This is a genomic window from Streptomyces sp. NBC_01217, from assembly GCF_035994185.1.
Lineage (GTDB): Bacteria > Actinomycetota > Actinomycetes > Streptomycetales > Streptomycetaceae > Streptomyces.
This window is the reverse complement of sequence record NZ_CP108538.1, coordinates 196,297-217,147: the sequence shown is the minus strand read 5'-3', so window position 1 is coordinate 217,147 and position 20,851 is coordinate 196,297. Positions and strand designations below refer to the sequence as shown.

Annotated in this window: 6 protein-coding genes; all 6 read left to right on the top strand. The window is 74.5% G+C overall.

Translation table 11 applies throughout. The features are described 5' to 3' along the window. The first annotated feature begins 267 nt into the window (after nt 1-267). A complete protein-coding gene (locus OG507_RS00735) occupies nt 268-6,132 on the top strand; it encodes a type I polyketide synthase (RefSeq protein ID WP_442811082.1) in 5,865 nt (1,954 codons plus the stop codon). A 7-nt stretch (nt 6,133-6,139) separates the two neighbouring features. Further along, nucleotides 6,140-16,882, top strand: coding sequence for an SDR family NAD(P)-dependent oxidoreductase (locus OG507_RS00730; protein WP_327365144.1), 10,743 nt, complete (start codon nt 6,140-6,142; stop codon nt 16,880-16,882). 124 nt (nt 16,883-17,006) lie between these two features. Continuing rightward, complete coding sequence (locus OG507_RS00725; RefSeq protein WP_327365143.1) at nt 17,007-17,918, top strand: proline iminopeptidase-family hydrolase; 912 nt, start codon at nt 17,007-17,009, stop codon at nt 17,916-17,918. A 68-nt stretch (nt 17,919-17,986) separates the two neighbouring features. After that, nucleotides 17,987-18,955, top strand: a complete 969-nt coding sequence (locus OG507_RS00720) for an ACP S-malonyltransferase (protein WP_327365142.1) — start codon at nt 17,987-17,989, stop codon at nt 18,953-18,955. A 63-nt stretch (nt 18,956-19,018) separates the two neighbouring features. Next, entirely contained in the window at nt 19,019-19,273 is a 255-nt protein-coding gene (locus OG507_RS00715; protein WP_442810917.1) for a phosphopantetheine-binding protein, read from the top strand. Beyond that, nucleotides 19,273-20,850, top strand: a complete 1,578-nt coding sequence (locus OG507_RS00710) for an AMP-binding protein (protein ID WP_327365141.1) — start codon at nt 19,273-19,275, stop codon at nt 20,848-20,850. The genes OG507_RS00715 and OG507_RS00710 overlap by 1 nt, the downstream gene beginning before the upstream one ends. The last annotated feature ends 1 nt before the right edge of the window (nt 20,851 follow it).

The window sequence follows — 20,851 nt, the reverse complement described above, 5'->3', positions numbered from 1 at the left end:
CCGGACTGGAACGGCTGGAGATCCTGGTCGCGGCCTTGCCGCCGCAGGAACTCACCGACAGCGGCGTGACCGGCCGGCTCCTCGCTCTGGTTGCCCGCCTCGACCCGGCGAACGCCCAGCGGCAGACCGGCCGCACAGCCGACGAGTTGACCGACGCCGACGCCGACGCGGTGATGGCCTTCATCGACGACCAACTCGGCCTGTGACCCGCACATCCGGCGCGTACGCCCCGTGCCGTCCTTATGACCCGTATCCCGTGAGCGAGAAATCGCAGGAAACGCAGGAATTGCGAACAATCCGATGAACAACGAAGCACGCCTCCTCGATTACCTCAAGCGGGTCACCACCGAGCTGAGCCAGACCCGTGACAAGCTCCGCGAGACCGAGCAGCGGCAGAGCGAACCGATCGCCGTGATCGGCATGGCCTGCCGCTACCCGGGCGGGGTGACCTCACCCGAAGACCTGTGGCGCCTGCTGCGCGACGGGACCGACGCGGTGTCGGGCTTCCCCACAGACCGCGGCTGGGACCTGGACCACCTGTTCGACCCCGACCCGGAGCACCAGGGGACCAGCTACGTCGACCAGGGCGGCTTCATCGACGCCGTCCCGTTCGACGCGCGGTTCTTCGGGATCTCGCCGCGCGAGGCGACCGCGATGGACCCCCAGCAGCGGCTGCTCCTGGAGACCTCGTGGGAGGCGCTGGAGCACGCGGGCATCGTGCCGGGATCTCTGCGCGGCGACCGGGTCGGCGTCTACGTCGGCGCCAACGGCCAGGACTACTGGGACGAGCACCTCCAGACCGTACCGGACGGCCTCGAAGGCCACTTCGGCCTCGGCACCCTCGCCTCCGTCCTGTCCGGACGGATCTCCTACACGCTGGGCCTTGAGGGACCGTCCGTCTCCGTCGACACGGCGTGCTCGTCCTCGCTGGTCACCGCGCACCTGGCGGCCCAGGCGCTGCGGTCGGGGGAGTGCTCGCTAGCCCTGGCGGGCGGCGTGAGCGTGCTGTCCACGCCCGGCTCGTTCGTGGCGTTCAGCAGGCAGCGCGGGCTGTCCGCCGACGGCCGCTGCCGCGCCTTCTCCGACGACGCCGGCGGCACCGGCTGGGCCGAGGGCGTCGGCATGATCGTCCTTGAACGGCTGTCCGACGCGCGGCGCAACGGCCACCCCGTGCTCGCCGTGATCCGCGGCAGCGCGGTCAACCAGGACGGCGCCAGCAACGGCCTCACCGCGCCGAGCGGCCCCGCCCAGCAGCGCGTCGTCCGGGCCGCCCTCAGCAACGCGGGCCTGCTCCCCGCCGACATCGACACCGTCGAGGCCCACGGCACCGGTACCACGCTCGGCGACCCGATCGAGGCCGAGGCCCTGATCTCGGTGTACGGCGACGGCCGGCCCGCCGAACGCCCCCTGTGGCTCGGCACCCTGAAGTCGAACATCGGGCACACCCAGGCCGCCGCCGGAGTCGGCGGCATCATCAAGACGGTGCTCGCCATGCGGCACGGGACGCTGCCCCGCACTCTGCACGTCAGCCGCCCCACGACCAAGGTGCGGTGGGACGGCTCCGGTGTCGAGGTCCTGACGCAGGCACGGCCGTGGGCACGCAACGGCGAACAGCCGCGGCGGGCAGGCATCTCCGGCTTCGGCGTCAGCGGCACCAACGCGCACCTCATCCTGGAACAGGCGGACGAGACGCCCGCCGCAGAACGGGCGGACCTCATTGCCGTCGAGCAGGACGCACCGGAGAACCCGGCGGCCACCGGTGATCCCGTCGTGGCGGCCGGTGCGCTGTCCGTCGTACCGTGGGCGCTGTCCAGCCGGACCCTCGACGGGCTGCGCGACCAGGCGCGGCGGCTGGCCGCGCACCTGGACGACGACCGTGCCGGCGTCCGTGACCTGGACCTCGCGTGGTCGCTGCTGACGACCCGGACGTCGTTCGCCCACCGTGCGGTGGTCGTCGGCGCCGACCGTGCCGAACTACTGGCCGGGGCAGAGGCGTTGGCACACGGCACACCGGCCCCGTCGGTGGTGCGCGGCACGACGGGCCCTACCGGGAAGACCGCGTTCCTCTTCCCCGGGCAGGGCTCGCAGTGGGCGGGCATGGCCGTCGAACTCCTCGACAGCTCACCGGCCTTCGCCACGCGGATAGCGGAATGCGCCGGGGCCCTGAAGGAGTTCACCGGCTGGTCGGTCACCGACGTGCTGCGCGGCGAGCCCGGCGCGCCGACGCTCCAGCGGGTCGACGTCGTGCAGCCGGTCCTGTTCGCGGTGATGGTGTCGCTGGCCGCGCTGTGGCGGGCGAGCGGAGTGGAACCGCGCGCCGTCGTCGGCCACTCGCAGGGCGAGATCGCCGCCGCCTGCGTGGCGGGCGCGCTGTCCCTGGAGGACGCGGCCCGCGTGGTCGCCCTGCGCGCCCAGGCACTCGGGGAACTCTCCGGCGCCGGTGGCATGGTCTCGGTCGCGCTTGCCGTGGGCGAGGTACGTGAGCTGATCGCGCCGTGGGGCGGCCACCTGTCCGTCGCCGCGGTCAACGGCCCGTCCAGTGCCGTCGTCTCCGGCGACGCGAGCCCGCTCGACGAACTGCTGACGCGCTGCGCGGCCGACGGCGTACGGGCCCGCCGGGTCGACGTCGACTACGCCTCCCACTCGGCCCATGTCGAGGCGGTGCGCGACCGGATCCTCGACGCGCTGGCCCCCGTCACCCCGCGCCGCGCCGACGTGCCCTGGTACTCGACCGTGCACGGCCGGTGGCTGACCGGCACCGAGGCCGACGCCCGTTACTGGTACGACAACCTGCGCCAGACCGTGGAGTTCGACGCGGCCGTGCGCGCCCTGCTCGGCGACGGCTTCCGCTACCTCATCGAGGTCAGCCCGCACCCGGTGCTCGTACCCGGCGTGCAGGACACCGTCTCCGACGCGGGTGCGGAACCCGAGCCGGGTACCGACCCCCGCGGGGAAGCGGCCGTCGTCGTCAGCTCGTTGCGCCGCGGTGAGGGCGGCGTGCGCCGGTGGTTGACCTCGTTGGCCGAGCTGTACGTGGGCGGCGGTGCCGTCGACTGGGCCGCCGTCCTGGCGCCCGCCGAGCCCGAGCGGGTGGAGCTGCCCACCTACGCCTTCCAGGGCGAGCCGTTCTGGCTCCCCAAGGCCCGCCACCCGTACCGGCGTTCCGGTGACGCCGTACACCCGCTGCTGGACTCCGCGGTCACCGTCGCCGAGCCGGACGGCCTGGTGCTGAGCGGCGTGCTGGAGGCGGACGACCCACGTTGGCTGACCGATCACCAGGTCGGCGACACGGTGGTGTTCCCCGGCGCCGGACTCGCTGAACTCGCGCTCACCGCCGCCGTGCTCACCGGCGGTGCCGAAGTCGAGGAGCTGACCCTTCAGGTGCCGCTCGTGCTGCGGTCCGGCCGCCGCACCCGGTTCCAGGTGATCGTCGGTGAGCAGGACGTGGCCGGGCGGCGCCCGCTCACCGTGTACGCGCGCCCCGTGGACACCGCGCTCGACGCCGGCCCGGCGGCGGGGGAACCCGGCCCGTGGGTGCGGCATGCGCGAGGCTTCCTCGGCCCGTCCGGCGACACCGCGCCCGCCGACTTGACCGTCTGGCCCCCGGCCGGCGCCGAGCCGGTCGACGCGAGCGGCCTCTACGACGACCTGTCGGCGCAGGGCTACGGCTACGGACCCGCCTTCCAGGGCGTGCGAGCGGTCTGGCGGCGTGGCACCGAGATGTTCGCCGAGGTCGCCCTGAGCGGCGACACGGTGGACCTGGCGGACGTGGCCGACTTCGCCGTGCACCCGGCCCTGCTCGACGCCGCCCTGCACACCACCGCGCTGGCCGCCGGCGGCGCCTTCGGTCTGGAGGCCGGCAAGGTCCGGCTGCCGTTCGCGTGGACCGGCGTGCGCCGGTTCGGTCCGGGCGCGGCACTGCTGCGCGTGCGGGTGGCGTCCGTGGGCGAGGACGCGGTCGGCGTCGACCTGGCCGACGCGACAGGGCGTCCGGTCGTCTCGGTGGCGTCGGTGGTATCGCGGCCCGCCTCCGTGGGTGAACTGGCCGCTCCGGCAGGCGGTATGGGACCGTTCCGCATGCGGTGGGAGCCGGTGCACACCGCCGCGCGCGCCGCCGTCGGCGGTATCGGCGCGGTCGCCCTGCTCGGCACCGGCGCCGCGCCTTGGGCGACGTACGACCCGCAGGACACGGGCGGCGTTGTGTACTACGCCGACCCGGCCGCGCTCGCCGAGGCCGTCGACCAGGGCGCCGCCGCCCCGGAGTGGGTGCTCCTCGCGGCGGACGGCCTCGCCACCGATGCCGGTCGGACCGGCGCCGTACTGCGGCGCGCACTCGACCGCATGCTGGAGACGGCCCAGGCCTGGGCCGCGGACCAGCGGTTCGCGTCCTCGCGGCTGGTCGTGGTGACCCGGGACGCGGCCGGGCCGCGCAGCCGGGACGCCGTCGGGCGGCCGGCGGCGACGGAACTCGCCCAGGCGTCCCTGTGGGGCCTGCTGCGCTCCGCCCGCAGCGAGCACCCCGGCCGGTTCGTGCTGCTCGACGTGGACGGCGCGCCGGTCTCCCTCGCCGCGGTGCTGGCCGCCGCGCAGGACGACGAACCGGAACTCGTCGCCCGTGAGGGCGTCGTCCTCGCACCGCGCCTCGTCACGGACGCCGGGGCGCTGACGGCGGAGTCCGCCGATGGCTCGCAAGGCGCCCTCCCGGTTCCCGACTGGAACCAGGCGGGCACCTTCCTGATCACCGGCGGCACCGGCCTGCTCGGCGCGCTGACCGCACGGCACCTGGTGACCCGGTACGGAGTGCGGCACCTGCTCCTGGTGAGCCGGCAGGGCGCCGACGCGCCCGGCGCGGCGGAGCTGACCCGGGAACTCACCGACGCGGGCGCCCATGTAACCGTCACTGCCTGCGACGTGGCCGACCGGGCTCGACTGGAGACCCTGCTCGACCGCATACCCGCCGAGCACCCGCTGACCGGCGTGGTGCACTGCGCCGGCGTGCTCGACGACGGCGTGCTGACGGCGCTGACCCCGGAGCGGGTCGCCACCGTCCTGGCGCCCAAGGCGGACGCGGCCTGGACCCTGCACGAGGCGACCCGCGACCGTGAACTGGCGGCGTTCGTGCTGTACTCCTCGGGCGCCGGCATCCTCGGCTCGCAGGGACAGGCCGGCTACGCGGCCGCCAACGCGTTCCTGGACGGCCTGGCCCGTCACCGGCACGCGCTGGGCCTGCCCGCCCTGTCCGCCGCCTGGGGAATGTGGGAGGAGCGCAGCGGCCTGACCGGGCACCTCTCCGACGCCACCGTGTCCCGGATGACCGGAGGCGGCGCGCTGCCGGTCCTCACCACCGAGCGCGGCCTGCGCCTGCTGGACGACGCGCTACGGGGCACCGAGCCGGTCCTCGCGCTCATCGACTGGGACGCCGCCGCGGCGACACGCCCCGAGGACGTGCCCTGGCTGCTGCGCGGTCGCACCCGCCGCCGTACCCCCGGCCGTACGGCCGCCACCACCGCCGCGACCGCTTCGGCTCCGGCGCTGCTCGAACGGCTCGCGGGAATGCCGGAGGCGGCACGGCGGCAGACGCTGCTCGACCTGGTGCGCGGCGAGGTCGCCGCGGTCCTCGGCCACCGCTCCGCCACCGAAGTCGACCCGGACCTGGCCTTCAAGGAACTCGGCTTCGACTCGCTCACCGCGGTCGACCTGCGCAACCGTCTCAGCGCGGCCACGGGCAAACGGCTGCCCGCCACCTTGGTCTTCGACTACCCGAAGATCCGGCTCCTGGCCGCCCACCTCGCCGAACGGCTCGGCGGCCCAGCACCGGCCCAGAACGGCCCGTCCGGCGCGGACGACGCGGAGGTCCGCGCGCTGCTCCAGAGCGTGTCCGTCGACCGGCTGCGCCGATCCGGCCTGCTGGACCAGCTCCGCGCGCTCGCCGGCGAGGCCGACCCGGCCCGCGCCGCCACGAACGGCGAGGTCGGCCACACCGATGGTACGGCCCCGGCCGGCGATCCCGACCGTATCGATCCCGACCGTATCGACCCCGACCGTATCGACGCGATGGACGCCGAACACCTGATCAATCTCGCGCTGGGCCTGGGCGGCAGCGCCACCGACGACGCGACACGAGAGGCGTGAGCCCGCGATGACCTCCCCCGACCCCAAACTGCTCGACGCGCTGCGCGCCTCGCTCAAGGAGACCGAGCGGCTGCGCGCCCACAACGAACGGATAGCGGCGGCCCGTACCGAACCGATCGCGGTCGTCGGCATGGCGTGCCGCCTCCCCGGCGACGTGACCGGCCCCGATGACCTGTGGCGGCTGCTCGTCGAGGAACGCGACGCCATCACCCCGTTCCCCGAGGACCGCGGCTGGGACCTGGCCGCGCTCCACGACCCCGCACGCCGGCGGCCGGGCACCACGTACGTCGCCGAGGGCGGCTTCCTCCACGACGCGGCGGCCTTCGACCCGGCGTTCTTCCGGCTGTCGCCCAAGGAGGCGGCCGGCATCGACCCGCAGCAGCGGCTGCTGCTCGAAGTCTCCTGGGAGGCGCTGGAGGACGCCGGGATCGACACCGCCACGCTGGCCGGCACCCCGACCGGCGTCTACACCGGCCTGATGCTCCACGACTACGACGGCGCCGCGGGCGTCGGCAGCCTGGCGTCCGGCCGCGTGTCGTACACCCTCGGCCTCCAGGGGCCGGCGCTCACGCTCGACACCGCCTGCTCCTCCTCGCTGGTCGCCGTCCACCTCGCCGTCAACTCGCTTCGCGCCGGAACGACTTCGCTGGCGCTGGCCGGCGGCGCGACGGTGATGGCGACGCTCGACGGTTTCATCGAGTTCTCCCGACAGGGCGGCCTGTCCCCGGACGGCCGCTGCCGGTCCTTCTCCGACGACGCCGACGGCACCGGCTGGGCCGAGGGCGTGGGCGTGCTCGTCCTGGAGCGGCTGTCCGACGCGCGCCGCAACGGCCACCAGGTCCTCGCGGTCGTCCGCGGCACCGGCGTCAACCAGGACGGCGCGAGCAACGGGCAAACCGCCCCCAACGGCCCCGCGCAGCAGGCCCTGATCCGGGCCGTGCTGGCCGACGCGGGCCTGACGGCGCACGACATCGACGCCGTGGAGGCGCACGGCACCGCGACCACGCTGGGCGACCCCATCGAGGCCGACGCGCTGCTGGCGGCGTACGGCGAGCAGCGGCCCGAGGACCGTCCGCTGTGGATCGGCTCCCTCAAGTCGAACATCGGCCACACCCAGGCGGCGGCGGGCGTCGCCGGGATCATCAAGATGATTCTCGCCATGCGGCACGGCACCCTGCCGCGCACCCTGCACGTCACCCGCCCCACCACCGAGGTGGACTGGAGCGGCGCGGCGGCCCGGCTGCTGACCGAGGCCCGGCCCTGGCCGGAGACCGGCCGACCGCGCCGCGCGGGCGTCTCGTCGTTCGGCATCAGCGGCACCAACGCGCACGTGATTCTGGAGCAGGCCCCCGCCGATGACCGCGCGCCGGAGCCGACGGCGACGGTCGCACCCGCGGTCCTGCCCTGGGCGCTGTCGGCGCACAGCCCCGAGGCGCTGCGCGCCCAGGCCGCCCGCCTGCTCACCCACGTCGAACAGCACGCCCCGCGCGCGCTCGACGTGGCGTACTCCCTCGCCACCACGCGTACGGCGCTGCCCCACCGGGCCGTCGTCGTGGGCGCCGACCCCGACGAACTGGTGTCCGGTCTGGCCGCGCTCGCGCTCGCCGAGGACGGCGGCGCGGAGTACGCCGGTGTCGTCGCCGGCTCCGGGCGGGCCCAGCCGCGTATCGCCTTCGTCTTCCCCGGGCAGGGCAGCCAGCGGGCCGGAGCCGGCCGGGAACTGTACGGGCGGTTCCCGGTCTTCGCCGCCGCCATGGACGAATGCCTGACCCACTTCGACCGCGAGCCGGACCGTCCGCTGCGGGACTTGATGTTCGCCGAGCCCGACACCCCCGAGGCCGCGCTGCTCAACCGGACCGCCTACGCGCAACCGGCCCTGTTCACACTGGGCGTCGCGCTGTACCGCCTGGTCGAGTCGTGGGGCGTACGGCCCGACGTCGTCGCCGGACACTCCATCGGCGAGCTGGCCGCCGCGCATGTGACAGGCGTGCTGTCCCTGCCCGACGCGTGCGAGCTGGTCAGCGCGCGCGCCCGGCTGATGGACGCCCTGCCCGAGGGCGGCGCGATGGCGGCGATCACCCTGAGCGAGGCCGACGCCACGCCGTGGCTCGCCGAGTACGAGGGCCGGGTCGCGCTCGCCGCCGTCAACGGCCCCGAGTCGGTCGTGCTCTCCGGCGCCGAGGACGCCGTCACCGAACTCACCGCACGCCTCGCCGACACCGGCGTGCGCGTGCAGCGGCTGCGCACCAGCCACGCCTTCCACTCGCCGCTCATGGAACCCATGCTGGAGCGCTTCGAGGAGGTCGCCCGGCGGCTGCGCTACACCGCGCCCACCGTGCCGATCGTGTCGACGGTCACCGGCGCGAGCGCCGATCCCGGCACGCTGTGCGACCCGCGCTACTGGGTCGACCAGGTCCGCCGGACCGTGCGCTACGGCGACGCCGTGACCGCCCTGCTCGCGTACGGCGTGACCGAACTGGTCGAACTGGGACCTGACCGCACGCTGAGCGCGCTGGCCGGGCCCGCGCTGCCCGCGGGCGTGCACGCGACGCCCGTGCTGCGCCGCGACCGGGGCGAGGAACCGTCCGCGGTCGCCGCGCTCGCCGCCCTGCACACGCGCGGCGCGGCCCTCGACTGGCACGCGATCTTCGCCGGCACCGGCGCCCGCCGCGCGACCCTGCCGACGTACGCCTTCCAGCACGAGCGCTTCTGGCTGAACCCGCCGCACGGCGCCGAGGTGTCCGCGGCCGGCCTGGACCGGGTCGACCACGCCCTGCTCGGAGCCGGACTCGAACTCCCCGGCACCGGCGGCTTCGTCTTCACCGGCCGTCTCTCCGCCCGCACGCAGCCGTGGCTCGCGGACCGCACGGTCGACGGCGTGGTGGCTCTGCCCGGCAGCGCCCTGCTGGAACTCGCCCTCGCGGGCGGCCGGGCGGCGGGCGTCCCGTTCGTCTCCGAACTCCTGCCCGAGGCCGAGTTGGCGCTCGGTGACACCGGGACCGACGTCCATGTCGTCGTCGACCCGGCGGACGCCTTCGAGGACCGCGCGGTGCGGATCTTCGCCAGGGAGAGCGGCGACGCGGAAGCGGAGTGGGTGCGCCACGCTCACGGCACGCTCACCGCCGCCCCGGATTTCGGTGACTCCCGCGGCCCCATGGACTCCGGGGACTTCGTGGCCCAGTGGCCGCCGCTCGACGCGCGGCCCGTGGATCTGGAGGAGCTGGACGACCTGGCCGCCGCCTCCGGCGTGCGGCACGGTCCCGCTTTCCGCGGCCTGACCGGGCTGTGGCGCGGGCGGGGAGAGGTGTTCGCGGAGGTCGCCCTCCCGGCCGCGCACCTCGAAGCCGCCGGCCGCTCGGGACTGCACCCGGCGCTGCTGGAGTTGACGCTGCATGCGATCGGCCTCACCACGGACACCACCCCCGTGCCGTTGGCGCCCGCCGCGTGGCGGGACGTGTGCCTGCACACCCGTGGAGCCACGGCCCTGCGGGTGCGGCTGCGCGCCGTGCCCGGCGAGGACGACGCCGTGTCGCTCGACGCCGTGGACGCCTCCGGACTGCGGGTGCTGTCGGTCGGTCTGCTGCGCGTGCGCGCGGCGCAGACGGCGGGCCGTACCGTCGCGCGGTCGCTGACCCGCGCAATGTACCGGCTCGACTGGGCGCCGCTGAAGCCCACGGCGGCTGCGCTAGTGACTGGGCCGGCTTCTTGGGCAGTACTGGGCGGCGCCGAACCCGCGCGGGAATCCGGCGAGTTCCAGTACCACGCGACGCCGGCCGATCTCGTCGCCGCGCTGGACGGCGGCACGGACGCCCCCGAGGCCGCCGTGCTGGCGGTGCTCGCGCCGCCGGAGCCGGTTCCGGACGCGGCCCAGGCGGTGGCCGAACAGGTGCTGTCCGCCGTCCAGATCTGGCTCGCCGAACCCCGGCTGACCGAAGTACCCCTGGTCTTCCGGATCGGCGGCACCGGCAGGGCCGAAATCGCGGTCGCCGCCGCGCGCGGCCTGCTGCGCTCCGCCCAGCAGGAACATCCCGGACGATTCGTCATCGTCAACGACGACGCGGCCGACACCGGCGACTTGGCGCTGCCCATCCTCGCCGCCGCGCTGGCGTCCGGCGAGCCCGAGGTGACCGTCACCGACGGCGTCCTGCACCGCGCCCGGCTGCTGAAGGCGGAACCGTCCGTGGCGGCCGAGCCCCGCTCCTTCGACCCGGACGGCACGGTGCTCGTCACCGGCGGCACCGGCGGACTCGCCGGACTGCTCGCCAGGCACCTGGTCTCCCGCCACGGCGTCCGGCACCTCCTGCTCGCCAGCCGCAGCGGCGAACGCGCCGACGGCGCCGCCGACCTGAAGGCGGACCTGGAGGCGGCCGGGGTGCGGGTCCGTATCGCGGCCTGCGACGTCGCCGACTTCGAGGCCCTCGCCGGACTCCTCGCCGGCATCGACGCGGCGCACCCGCTCACCGCCGTCTACCACACCGCCGGCGTCCTCGACGACGGCACGGTGGAGGCGCTGACCGCCGAGCGACTGCACACCGTGCTGCGCCCGAAGACCGCCGGCGCCTGGCACCTGCACGAGCTGACCCGCGACCGCGATCTCACGGAGTTCACCATCTTCTCCTCCATCGCCGGCACCCTCGGCTCCGCGGGCCAGGCCAACTACGCCGCCGCCAACGCCACGCTCGACGCACTGGCCGAACACCGACGCGGTCTCGGCCTGCCCGCACAGTCGCTGGCCTGGGGGCCCTGGGACCTGGACCAGGGCATGACGGCGGGCCTCTCGCCCGCCCACATCCGGCGCATGGCCGCGAGTGGTCTGCGCCCGGTCTCCGCCGAGCGGGGCATGGCACTGCTCGACGCCGCCGCCCGGCGGCCCGAGGCGGTCCTCGCCCTGATCGACGTCGACACCTTCCGCACGGACAACGGCGCGGACACGCCCCGCGCACTGAGCGAGCTGACCGGAAAGCCAGGACACCGGGCCACCGCCGCCACCACCGGGGCGGGGGCCGCGGCCGGATCGTTCGCCGCGCGCATGGCCGCGTCGAACGAGACCGAGCGGCCCCGCCTCGCCGCCGAACTGGTGCGCGGCCACGTCGCCGCCGTGCTCGGACTGCGGGACGCCGCGCGCATCGACCCCCGGCAGCCCCTGCGCTCCCTGGGCTTCGACTCGCTGAGCGCCGTCGGACTGCGCAACCGCCTCGTCGAGGCGACCGGCCTGCGCCTCGCCACCACGGTGGTCTTCGACCACCCGAGCGTCGAGGAACTCGGCGGTCACCTGGTGGCCGGGTGGGCCGCCACGCACCAGCCGGCCGAGACGCCCGCCCCGTCGGCGGAGCCGACCCGAACGGCCACCGGGTCCGATGCCGACGACCCGCTGGTCATCGTCGGCATGGCCTGCCGCTTCCCCGGCGGGGTCACCACGCCCGAGGACCTGTGGCGGCTGGTCGACGAAGGCACCGACGCGATCACCGGCTTCCCCGACGACCGCGGCTGGGACCTCTCCTCCCGCTACGACCCCGACCCGGCCCGCACCGGCACCACGTACACCCAGCACGGCGGCTTCCTGCACGACGCCGCCCGATTCGACGCGGGCTTCTTCGGCATCTCGCCCCGCGAGGCCCGTGCCATGGACCCGCAGCAGCGCCTGCTCCTCGAGACCTCCTGGGAGGCACTGGAACGCGCCGCCATCGACCCGCGCTCGCTGCGCCATCAGGACGTCGGCGTCTTCGTCGGCGCCTACCAGCAGGGCTACGGACTCGGCGGCGACGTCCCCGACGAGTTGGAGGGCTACGTCAGCACCGGCGCGGCCACGAGCGTCATCTCCGGCCGGCTCGCGTACGTCTACGGTCTCACCGGCCTCGCCGTCACCGTAGACACCGCGTGCTCCTCGTCCCTCGTCGCGCTGCACTTCGCGGCGCAGTCGCTCCGTTCGGGCGACTGTTCAATGGCGCTGGTCGGTGCCGCGACCGTGATGGCGACCCTGGAGGGATTCGTCGAGTTCTCGCGACAGGGCGGTCTGTCGCCGGACGGCCGCTGCCGGGCGTTCTCCGACGACGCCGACGGCACCGGCTGGGCCGAGGGCGCCGGCGTGCTTGTCGTGGAGCGCATGTCCGACGCGGTGCGGCTGGGACACCGGCCGCTGGCCGTGATCCGCGGCAGCGCGGTGAACCAGGACGGCGCGAGCAACGGCCTGACCGCGCCGAACGGTTCCGCGCAGCGCCGCGTGATCCGCCGCGCCCTGGCCAGTGCCGGACTCGGGGCCGGTGACGTGGACGCCGTGGAGGCGCACGGCACCGCGACCACCCTGGGCGACCCGATCGAGGCGGAGGCGCTGCTCGACGTCTACGGCCGCGAGCGGCCGTCCGGCAGCCCGCTGTGGGTCGGCACCGTGAAGTCGAACATCGGGCACACGCAGGCCGCGGCCGGCCTCGCCGGAATCATCAAGATGATCCAGGCGATGCACCACGGGGTGCTGCCCCGGACCCTGCACGTCACCCGGCCCACCACCAAGGTGGACTGGGACTCGGCGGACGTCCGGCTGCTCACCGAGGCACGGCCCTGGACGACCGTCGGGCGCCCCCGGCGCGCCGCTGTCTCGTCCTTCGGGATCAGCGGCACCAACGCGCACGTCATCCTGGAACAGCCCGCGGACCCGCGACCAGAGACCGCGCCGCTGCCCGAGCCGGACGGTGTCCGGCCGACGGTTGCGTGGGTGCTGTCCGGCGCCGACCAGCAGGGCCTGCGTGATCAGGCGGCCCGCCTGCTGTCGTATGCCGAGCAGGGGGCGGAACGCGGTCACGTCGTTCTCACGGACGTGGGGCTCACCCTGACTACGCGTGCCAAGCTGGACTCTCGCGCGGTCGTGCTGGGCTCGGACCGGGCCGAACTGCTTGCTGGTCTTGCCGCGTTGGCCGACGGCCGGGCGTTCGACGCGTCGGCGGACACCGCCGGCGTGGTCGCCGCGACCGCCCGCTCCGTGCCCCGCGTCGGGTTCGTCTTCCCCGGACAGGGCAGCCAGCGCCCCGGCGCGGGTCGCGAACTGTACGAGCGGTACCCGGTGTTCGCCGCAGCCGTCGACGAGTGCCTGGCCGCGCTGGCGGTCGAACTCGGCTCCGGTCTCGGTGACAGGCTGAAGGCGGTGTTCTTCGCCGAGGAGGACGACGAGGGCGTGCCGGAGGCCCGGCTGCTGAATCGGACGGGCTTCGCGCAGCCGGTGCTGTTCACGCTGGGCGTGGCGATGCTGCGGCTGCTGGAGTCGTGGGGCGTACGGCCCGACGCCGTCGCCGGTCACTCGATCGGCGAGATCGCCGCCGCGCACGCCGCCGGAGTGCTGTCCCTGGCCGACGCGTGCGCGCTGGTCGGGGCGCGGGCCCGCCTGATGGAGGCGCTGCCCGACGGCGGCGCGATGGCCGCGATCGCCGCGACCGAGCACGAAGTCCACAAGACCTTGGCCGAGTTCGGGGACCGGATCGGCATCGCGGCCGTCAACGGTCCCGCGTCGGTGGTGGTCTCGGGCGACGCCGCAGCCGTGGACGAGACGATCGCGCTCTGGACCGCCCGCGAGGTGCGTGTCACGCGCCTGCGGACCAGCCACGCCTTCCACTCCCCGCTGATGGAGCCGATGCTCGCCGAGTTCGCGCGGGCCATCGACGGACTGAAGTTCTCCGCGCCCCGGCTGCCGCTGGTGTCGACGGCGGGCGGCGTGGAGTTCACGCCGGGACCGGACTACTGGGTGGAGCAGGTGCGCCGCACGGTCCGGTTCGGGGACGCGGTGGGCGCGCTGGTCGACGCCGGGGTCACCGAGATCGTGGAGCTTGGTCCAGGCGCGACACTGAGCGCGCTGGTGCGGGGCGCCGCCCCCGAGGACGTTCGCGCGGTGCCGCTGCTGCGGCGGCGGATGCCGGAACAGCGGTCCCTGCTCACCGCCGCCGCCGAGGCGTTCACGCACGGCGTGGCCGTGTCCTGGCCCGAGGTGTTCGCCGGGACCGGCGCCCGCCGGGTGGACCTGCCGACGTACGCGTTCCGGCGGGAGCGGTACTGGCTCGACTCCGCGCCGGGAACGACGGCCGCACCGGCCGCGCCCGCGCTGCCGACGCAGCCGGCGGCGCGGGCGAGCGGCGAGGCGACCGGCCTGCCGGAGCGCCTGGTGGCGGCGAGCGACCCGGCGACCTGGTGGTACCGGGTCGGTTGGCAGCCCCTGACCACGGTCGACCGCCTGCCCACCGGGCGGTGGCTGGTCGCGGTCCCCGGCCAGGGCGTGGCCGCCGAGTCGGCCGCGGCCGTGACGGTGGCGCTGACCCGCGCCGGCGTGCGGGCCGAACTGTTCGCCGTGGAGCAGGGCGAGGCGGACCGGCGCAAGCTCGCCACACGGCTGCGCACCTCGGCGGCGGGCGTACGCGGTGTCGTGTCCCTGCTCGGTCTGGCCGAGCAGCCACACCCGGAGCACCCCGCGGTCACCGTGGGCATGGCGCAGACGCTCGCGCTGACGCAGGCGCTCGCCGACGCCGGGATCGACGCCCCCCTGTGGACCGTGACCCGCGGCGCGGTGTCCGTGTCGGCCGCCGACCATCCGGCCACGCCCACCCAGGCCCAGCTCTGGGGCTACGGCCGCGTGGCCGCCCTCGAACGGCCGCACGCCTGGGGCGGGTTGCTGGACCTTCCGACCGGCGGCGAACAGCTCGCCGACGGCCTGCTGGCCGCCGTCCTTGCCGGCGCCGACGGCGAGGACCAGATCGCGCTGCGCGCCGACGGCGCCCACTCGCGCAGGCTGCTGCGCGGCGAGGCGCCGCGCACGGCGCCGGATCCGTACCGCCCGCGCGGCACGGTCCTCATCACTGGCGGCACCGGCGGAGTCGGCGCGGCCCTGGCCCGCCGCCTCGCCGGGTCCGGCGCCGACCACCTGGTGCTGCTCAGCCGCAGCGGCCCAGGTGCGCCCGGCGCGGCGCACCTCACCGCCGAACTGGAGGCCGGCGGCGCCCGGGTGACGGTCACCGCCTGTGACGTAGCTGACCGGGATGCCGTCGCCGCCGTCCTCGCGGAGCTGGCGGACGAGCCGCTGACGGCGGTGTTCCACGCGGCCGGAGTGGTCCGGCCCGTCGCGCTCACCGACGCCGGACCCGACATGCTCGCCGACACCCTGTCCGCCAAGGCGGGCGGCGCGGCCGTCCTGGACGAACTGCTCGCCGACCGCGACCTGGACGCGTTCGTGCTGTTCGCCTCCGGTTCGGGCGTGTGGGGCAGCGTGGGCCATGTCGCCTACGCCCCCGCCAACGCGGCGCTCGACGCGCTCGCCGAGCGCCGCCGGGCGCGCGGACTCGCGGCGACCTCGGTCGCCTGGGGCGTGTGGGCCGGCGGCGGCATGGCCGACGAGGAGTCCGTGGACTTCCTGCTGCGCCGCGGCATGGTGCCGATGGCGGACGGACCCGCGCTGGACGCCCTGCTGGCCGCGGTCGGCCGCGGGGACGGGCACGCGGTGGTCGCCGACATCGACTGGGACAGGTTCGCGCCGAGTTTCACGGCGCTCCGCCCCAGCCCGCTGATCGCCGCCCTCGCCCCGGCCCGCACGACTCCCGCCCCGGCGGGCCCGGCTCCGAGGTCCGTCCCGGCCGAGCCCTTCGCCGGGCTGACCGAGCGCGAACGCCGCGAAGCGGTGCTGGATCTGGTGCGCGGACAGGTCGCCGCGGTCCTCGGGCACGGCTTCGCCGACGCGGTCGACCTCACCCGCCCGCTGCCCGACCTGGGCTTCGACTCGCTCACCGTGATGGACCTCAGCCGCCGGCTCGGCCGGGCGACCGGGCTGGACGTGCCGGTCGCGATGGTGTTCGACCGGTCCACGCCGACCGGACTGGCCGAGTACCTGCTGGACGGACTCGCCGCCCCCGCGGCGCCCGGCGCGGAACCGGCCGCCGAGTCGGCCGCCACCGACGTCGTCAGCGAGCTGTACCGCAAGTCCATCGAGGACGGGAAGACCCAAGAGGGCGTGGAGCTGTTGCTCAGCGTGGCCCGGCTGCGACCCACGTTCTTCGACCCGGCCGAGGTGCCCGGCCTGCTGCGGCCGGTGCCGCTCGTGGGCGGAGAGGGCGAGCTGCGGATCGTGTTCGTGAATCCCATCTCGCCCATCACCGGAGCGCACGTCTACTACCGGATGGCCGGACTGTGGTCGGGCGACGCGCGGATCTCGGCCCTGCCCGCGCCAGGCTTCGCCGAGGGCGAGCCGTTGCCGGCCGACCCGCAGTCGCTGATCGCGCTCCAGGCGCGGGCGGTCCTCGACCACGTCGGGGACGCGCCGTTCGTCCTGGTGGGCAGCTCGTCGGGCGGCATGCTCGCGCACGAGATCGCGCACCACCTGCACGGCCTCGGCCGCGACCCGCTGGCGGTCGCCATGATGGACACCTACACGTTCCGCGACACCTACCTGAACTCCGGTCAGAACGAATTCTTCAAGGTCATGTACGACCGCTCGTTCGGTGTGGTGCCGATCGACAGCACCCGGCTGTCGGCGTACATGTGGCTCTACGAGATGTTCACCCAGTGGCGTCCGCGGCCCCTGGGGGTGCCGACCTTGCTGCTGCGGGCCACCGAGGCGATGAGCCCCGAACTGGCCGAGGAGGGCTGGCAGACGCGGCTCACGGGCCTGTCCACGGACGAGACCGTCGTCGACGTGCCCGGCAACCACTTCTCGATGGTGGAGGAGCACGTGGAGACCACCATCGCCGCCGTCCACGACTGGCTGACGGGACTGACCATGAGATGAGCGCGCCACCCGGTGGGACGGGGATCCGAAAGGGGAGGCTAGGGGCGTGCTAGGGGTGCGGCCGGGGGCGCGCCGCGACCTAGGCTGCTGGCCGTATCAGCAGGTGAGAGGACGTGTTGTCGCCATGGTGGCAGTTCCTGGCAGGACGGGGACCCTGCCCTTTCGGGCGTACCACACCTGGTACCGCGTCACGGGCGACCCGGGAGCGAAGCGGCCGGCGGTCGTGGTGGTGCACGGGGGACCTGGCAGCACCCACGACTACCTGCTGAACCTGCGGGCCCTCGCCGAGGACGGCCGGCCGGTCGTGCACTACGACCAGCTCGGCAACGGCGGTTCCACCCACCTGCCGGACCGGTCCGCCGACTTCTGGACGGTCGACCTGTTCCTCGCGGAGCTGGACAACCTCCTCGACGGCCTCGGCGTCGCCGGCGACTACGTCCTGTTCGGCCACTCCTGGGGCGGCCTGCTCGCCGCCGCGCACGCCGCCCGCCGGCCCAAGGGGCTGCGCGGTCTCGTCGTCGCGAACTCCCCCGCCTCCTACCCGCTGTGGCGGCAGGAGATGAAGATGCTGCGCGACCGGCTGCCGGCCGGCGTGGACGCCGTCCTGCGCCGCCACGAGGAGGCCGGCACGACCGGCAGCGAGGAGTACGTCCAGGCGCTGCGGGTCTTCTACGAACGGCACGTGTGCCGCGTCCTGCCCTGGCCGCGCGACTTCGTCGCCACCTTCATGGAGATCAACGACGACCCGACCGTGTACCACACGATGAACGGGCCCAGCGAGTTCCACGTCGTCGGCACCCTGCGGGACTGGGGCGTCACGGACCTGCTGCCCGCCATCGAGGTCCCCACGCTGCTGATCAGCGGGGCACACGACGAGGCGACCCCCGAAACGGTCCAGCCGTACCACGATCTGATCCCGGACGTGCGCTGGGAGCTGTTCGAGCACTCCAGTCACGTACCGCACCTGGAGGAACCTGAACGGTTCCGGGCCGTCATGACCGCGTACCTGGATGATCTGGAGACCGCGGCCCGGTGATTCGTGCCGTACGACGGCACGAATCCACCCAGCACAGTAAGCAGTTCAGCAGTAAGGAGTGACACGCCATGGAGCAGCACGCCGCCGCGGAGCCCGGCTCCCGGACCGGCACCGCCATGGTCTTCCCCGGGATGGGGCCGGTACGGTTCACGGACGTCGGCACGTTTATGCTGGCGAACCCGTACGCCCGACGACTGGTGGCGCAGGCCGACGAGGTGCTCGGCCACTCGCTCGTCGACGGCTTCCGCGACGCCGAGGGCGACTACAGTGTGGACGCGCAGGTCGCCTTCCTCACCAACTGCGTCGCCATGGCGCAGTGGGCCGAGGGAGAGCTCGGCATCGTCCCCGACGCCTGCGCCGGTCCCAGCTTCGGCGAGAAGGCCCTCGCGGCCCACGTGGGCGCCCTCGACTTCCCCGACGCCGTCCGGATGACCGAACAGCTCGCCCGGTGCATGGACGACTACTTCGCCACCGAGCACCAGCACATCGTCACCTGCTCGTTCGTCCGCACCCCCGAGGAGCGGCTGCAGGAGATCCTGGCGGAGATGGACGACCGCGGCGAGTGGTACGAGATCTCCTGCCACGTCGACCACGACTTCTCCATGCTCTCGCTGCACGAGGCCGGCCTGGAGCGCTTCGAGCGCGCCCTGCGCGCGGGCGGCGGACTGCCGCTGTACACCATGCGCCCGCCCATGCACTGCGCCGCGTTCGGGCCGCTGCGGGACCGGGCCGAGCAGGAGGTCCTGTCCGGGCTGCGGTTCCGCGATCCCGTCGTCCCGGTCGTCGCCGACCAGGACGGCTCGGTGATCCGCACGGGCGAGGGCGTGCGCGCCATGCTCCTGGACAGCTTTGTGCGCCCCATGCACTGGCCGGACACCGTCGCCGGACTGCGGGACCTGGGAGTGGGCCGGGTCTGCGTCGCAGGCCCCGACAGCCTCTTCGGCCGCGTGGCCGTCACTACCGCCAACTTCGAGGTCGTCGCGGCTCATCCGCGTCTGGCCATGCAGCCCGTGCGCCGCGCCGCCGGCCGCGACTGACCCGCCCGCGCACCCGCGCCCGCGCATCCCCGCACAAGCCCAAGAACGCCCCAAAGGACCCAAGTGACCGTGTGGAATGACGAGTTCGACGACCTGCTGCGCCAGTTCCTGCCCTACATCCCGCCGGACGAGCAGCTCACGGCCGACACCGCGCTGCGCGACGCCGGCCTGGACTCCCTCGGCACGGTGCAGCTCCTTGCCGCGCTGGAGGACCGCTTCGACGTGCGGTTCAAGGACGACGCCCTGACCCCCGAGACCTTCGAGACGCCGGGCGCGCTGTGGCAGGCGCTGTCCACCCTGCTGAATCCGGTGGAGTGATGGACGGCGTACCCGATCACGCCCTGCACGCGAGGTTCCTGCGCGGCCTCGCGGCGTCCCCCGCGCGCGAGGCGATCCGGGTGGGGGAGGAGGTGCTCACCTACGAGGCTGTCCACCGGCGCGCGCTGTTGTGGGCGGGCGCGCTGCTCGACGCCGCGCCCGAGGCGCCGCGCGCCGTCGGCGTGCTCACCGGCAAGGGCACGACGGCGTACGTCGGCGTCCTCGCCGCCCTCTACGCCGGTGCGGCCGTCGTGCCGCTCCAGCCGGACTTCCCGCTTCCGCGCACCCGGCACATGCTGACCACGGCGGGCGTGGACGCGGTCATCGCGGACGCGCGCGGCGCGGTGCTGCTCCCGCGGCTCCTCGACACGAACGGCGCTCACGCCAAGGTCGCCGTCCTGACCCCTGAGACGGACCCGGTGCCGTCGTCCGTGGCGCTGCGCGCCCCGCGGTCCGCCGCCCCCGGCGACACCGCGTACGTGCTGTTCACCTCGGGCTCGACCGGCCGCCCCAAGGGCGTGCCGATCACGCACGGCAACGCCGCCCACTACTTCGGGATCCTGGACGAGCGCTACGACTTCGGGCCGGACGACGTGTTCTCGCAGGCCTTCGACCTGGTCTTCGACTGTGCGATGTTCGACCTGTTCAACGCCTGGGGCGCGGGAGCGGGCCTGGTCGCCGTGCCCGGCCCCGCCTACCGGGACCTGTCGGCCTTCGCCGAACGGCACAAGCTGACGGTGTGGTTCTCCACGCCCAGCAGCATCGCCCTGGTCCGGCGGCTCGGCGGACTCGGCCCGGCCGCCCTGCCCACGCTGCGCTGGAGCCTGTTCGCGGGCGAGGCGCTGCGGTGCCAGGACGCGGCCGACTGGCAGTCCGCCGCGCCGGGTTCGGCCGTCGAGAACCTGTACGGCCCCACCGAGCTGACCATCACGATCAGCGCCCACCGCTGGGACCCGGACCGCTCACCCGGCCTCGGCGTCCACGGCGGCGTCCCGATCGGGATCGTCAACCCCGGCCACCGGCACCTGCTGCTGGACGCGGACGGCACGCCCCACGAGGGCCCGGACGTCCCGGACCCGGCCGAGGGCGAACTGTGCGTCAGCGGGCCGCAGATGACCCCGGGCTACCTTGACGATGGGGACAACCTCGGACGGTTCCTCACCCACGACGGCCGCGCCTGGTACCGCACCGGCGACCGGGTGCGCCGCAGCGCCGGCGGTGAACTCGCCTACCTGGGACGCTTGGACGCTCAGGTCCAAGTGCAGGGCTGGCGCGTCGAACTGGCGGAGGTCGACCACGCGCTGGCTGCCTGCGCCGGAGTAGACCAGGCCGTCGCCGTCGACGTCACGGCGGACGGCGTGACCGAACTCGTCGCCTACTACACCGGCACCGCCCCCGTAGCGTCCGGCGAACTCGCCAGGGCGCTGCGCGAACGGCTGCCGGACAAGCTCGTCCCGCGCCGTTTCGAGCACCTCGCCGACCTGCCGCTCAACGCCAATCGCAAGATCGACCGAGCGGAGCTCAGGGACCGGGCCGCACAGCGGTCCGGTCCGAACCGACCCACCACGGGAGCGTGAA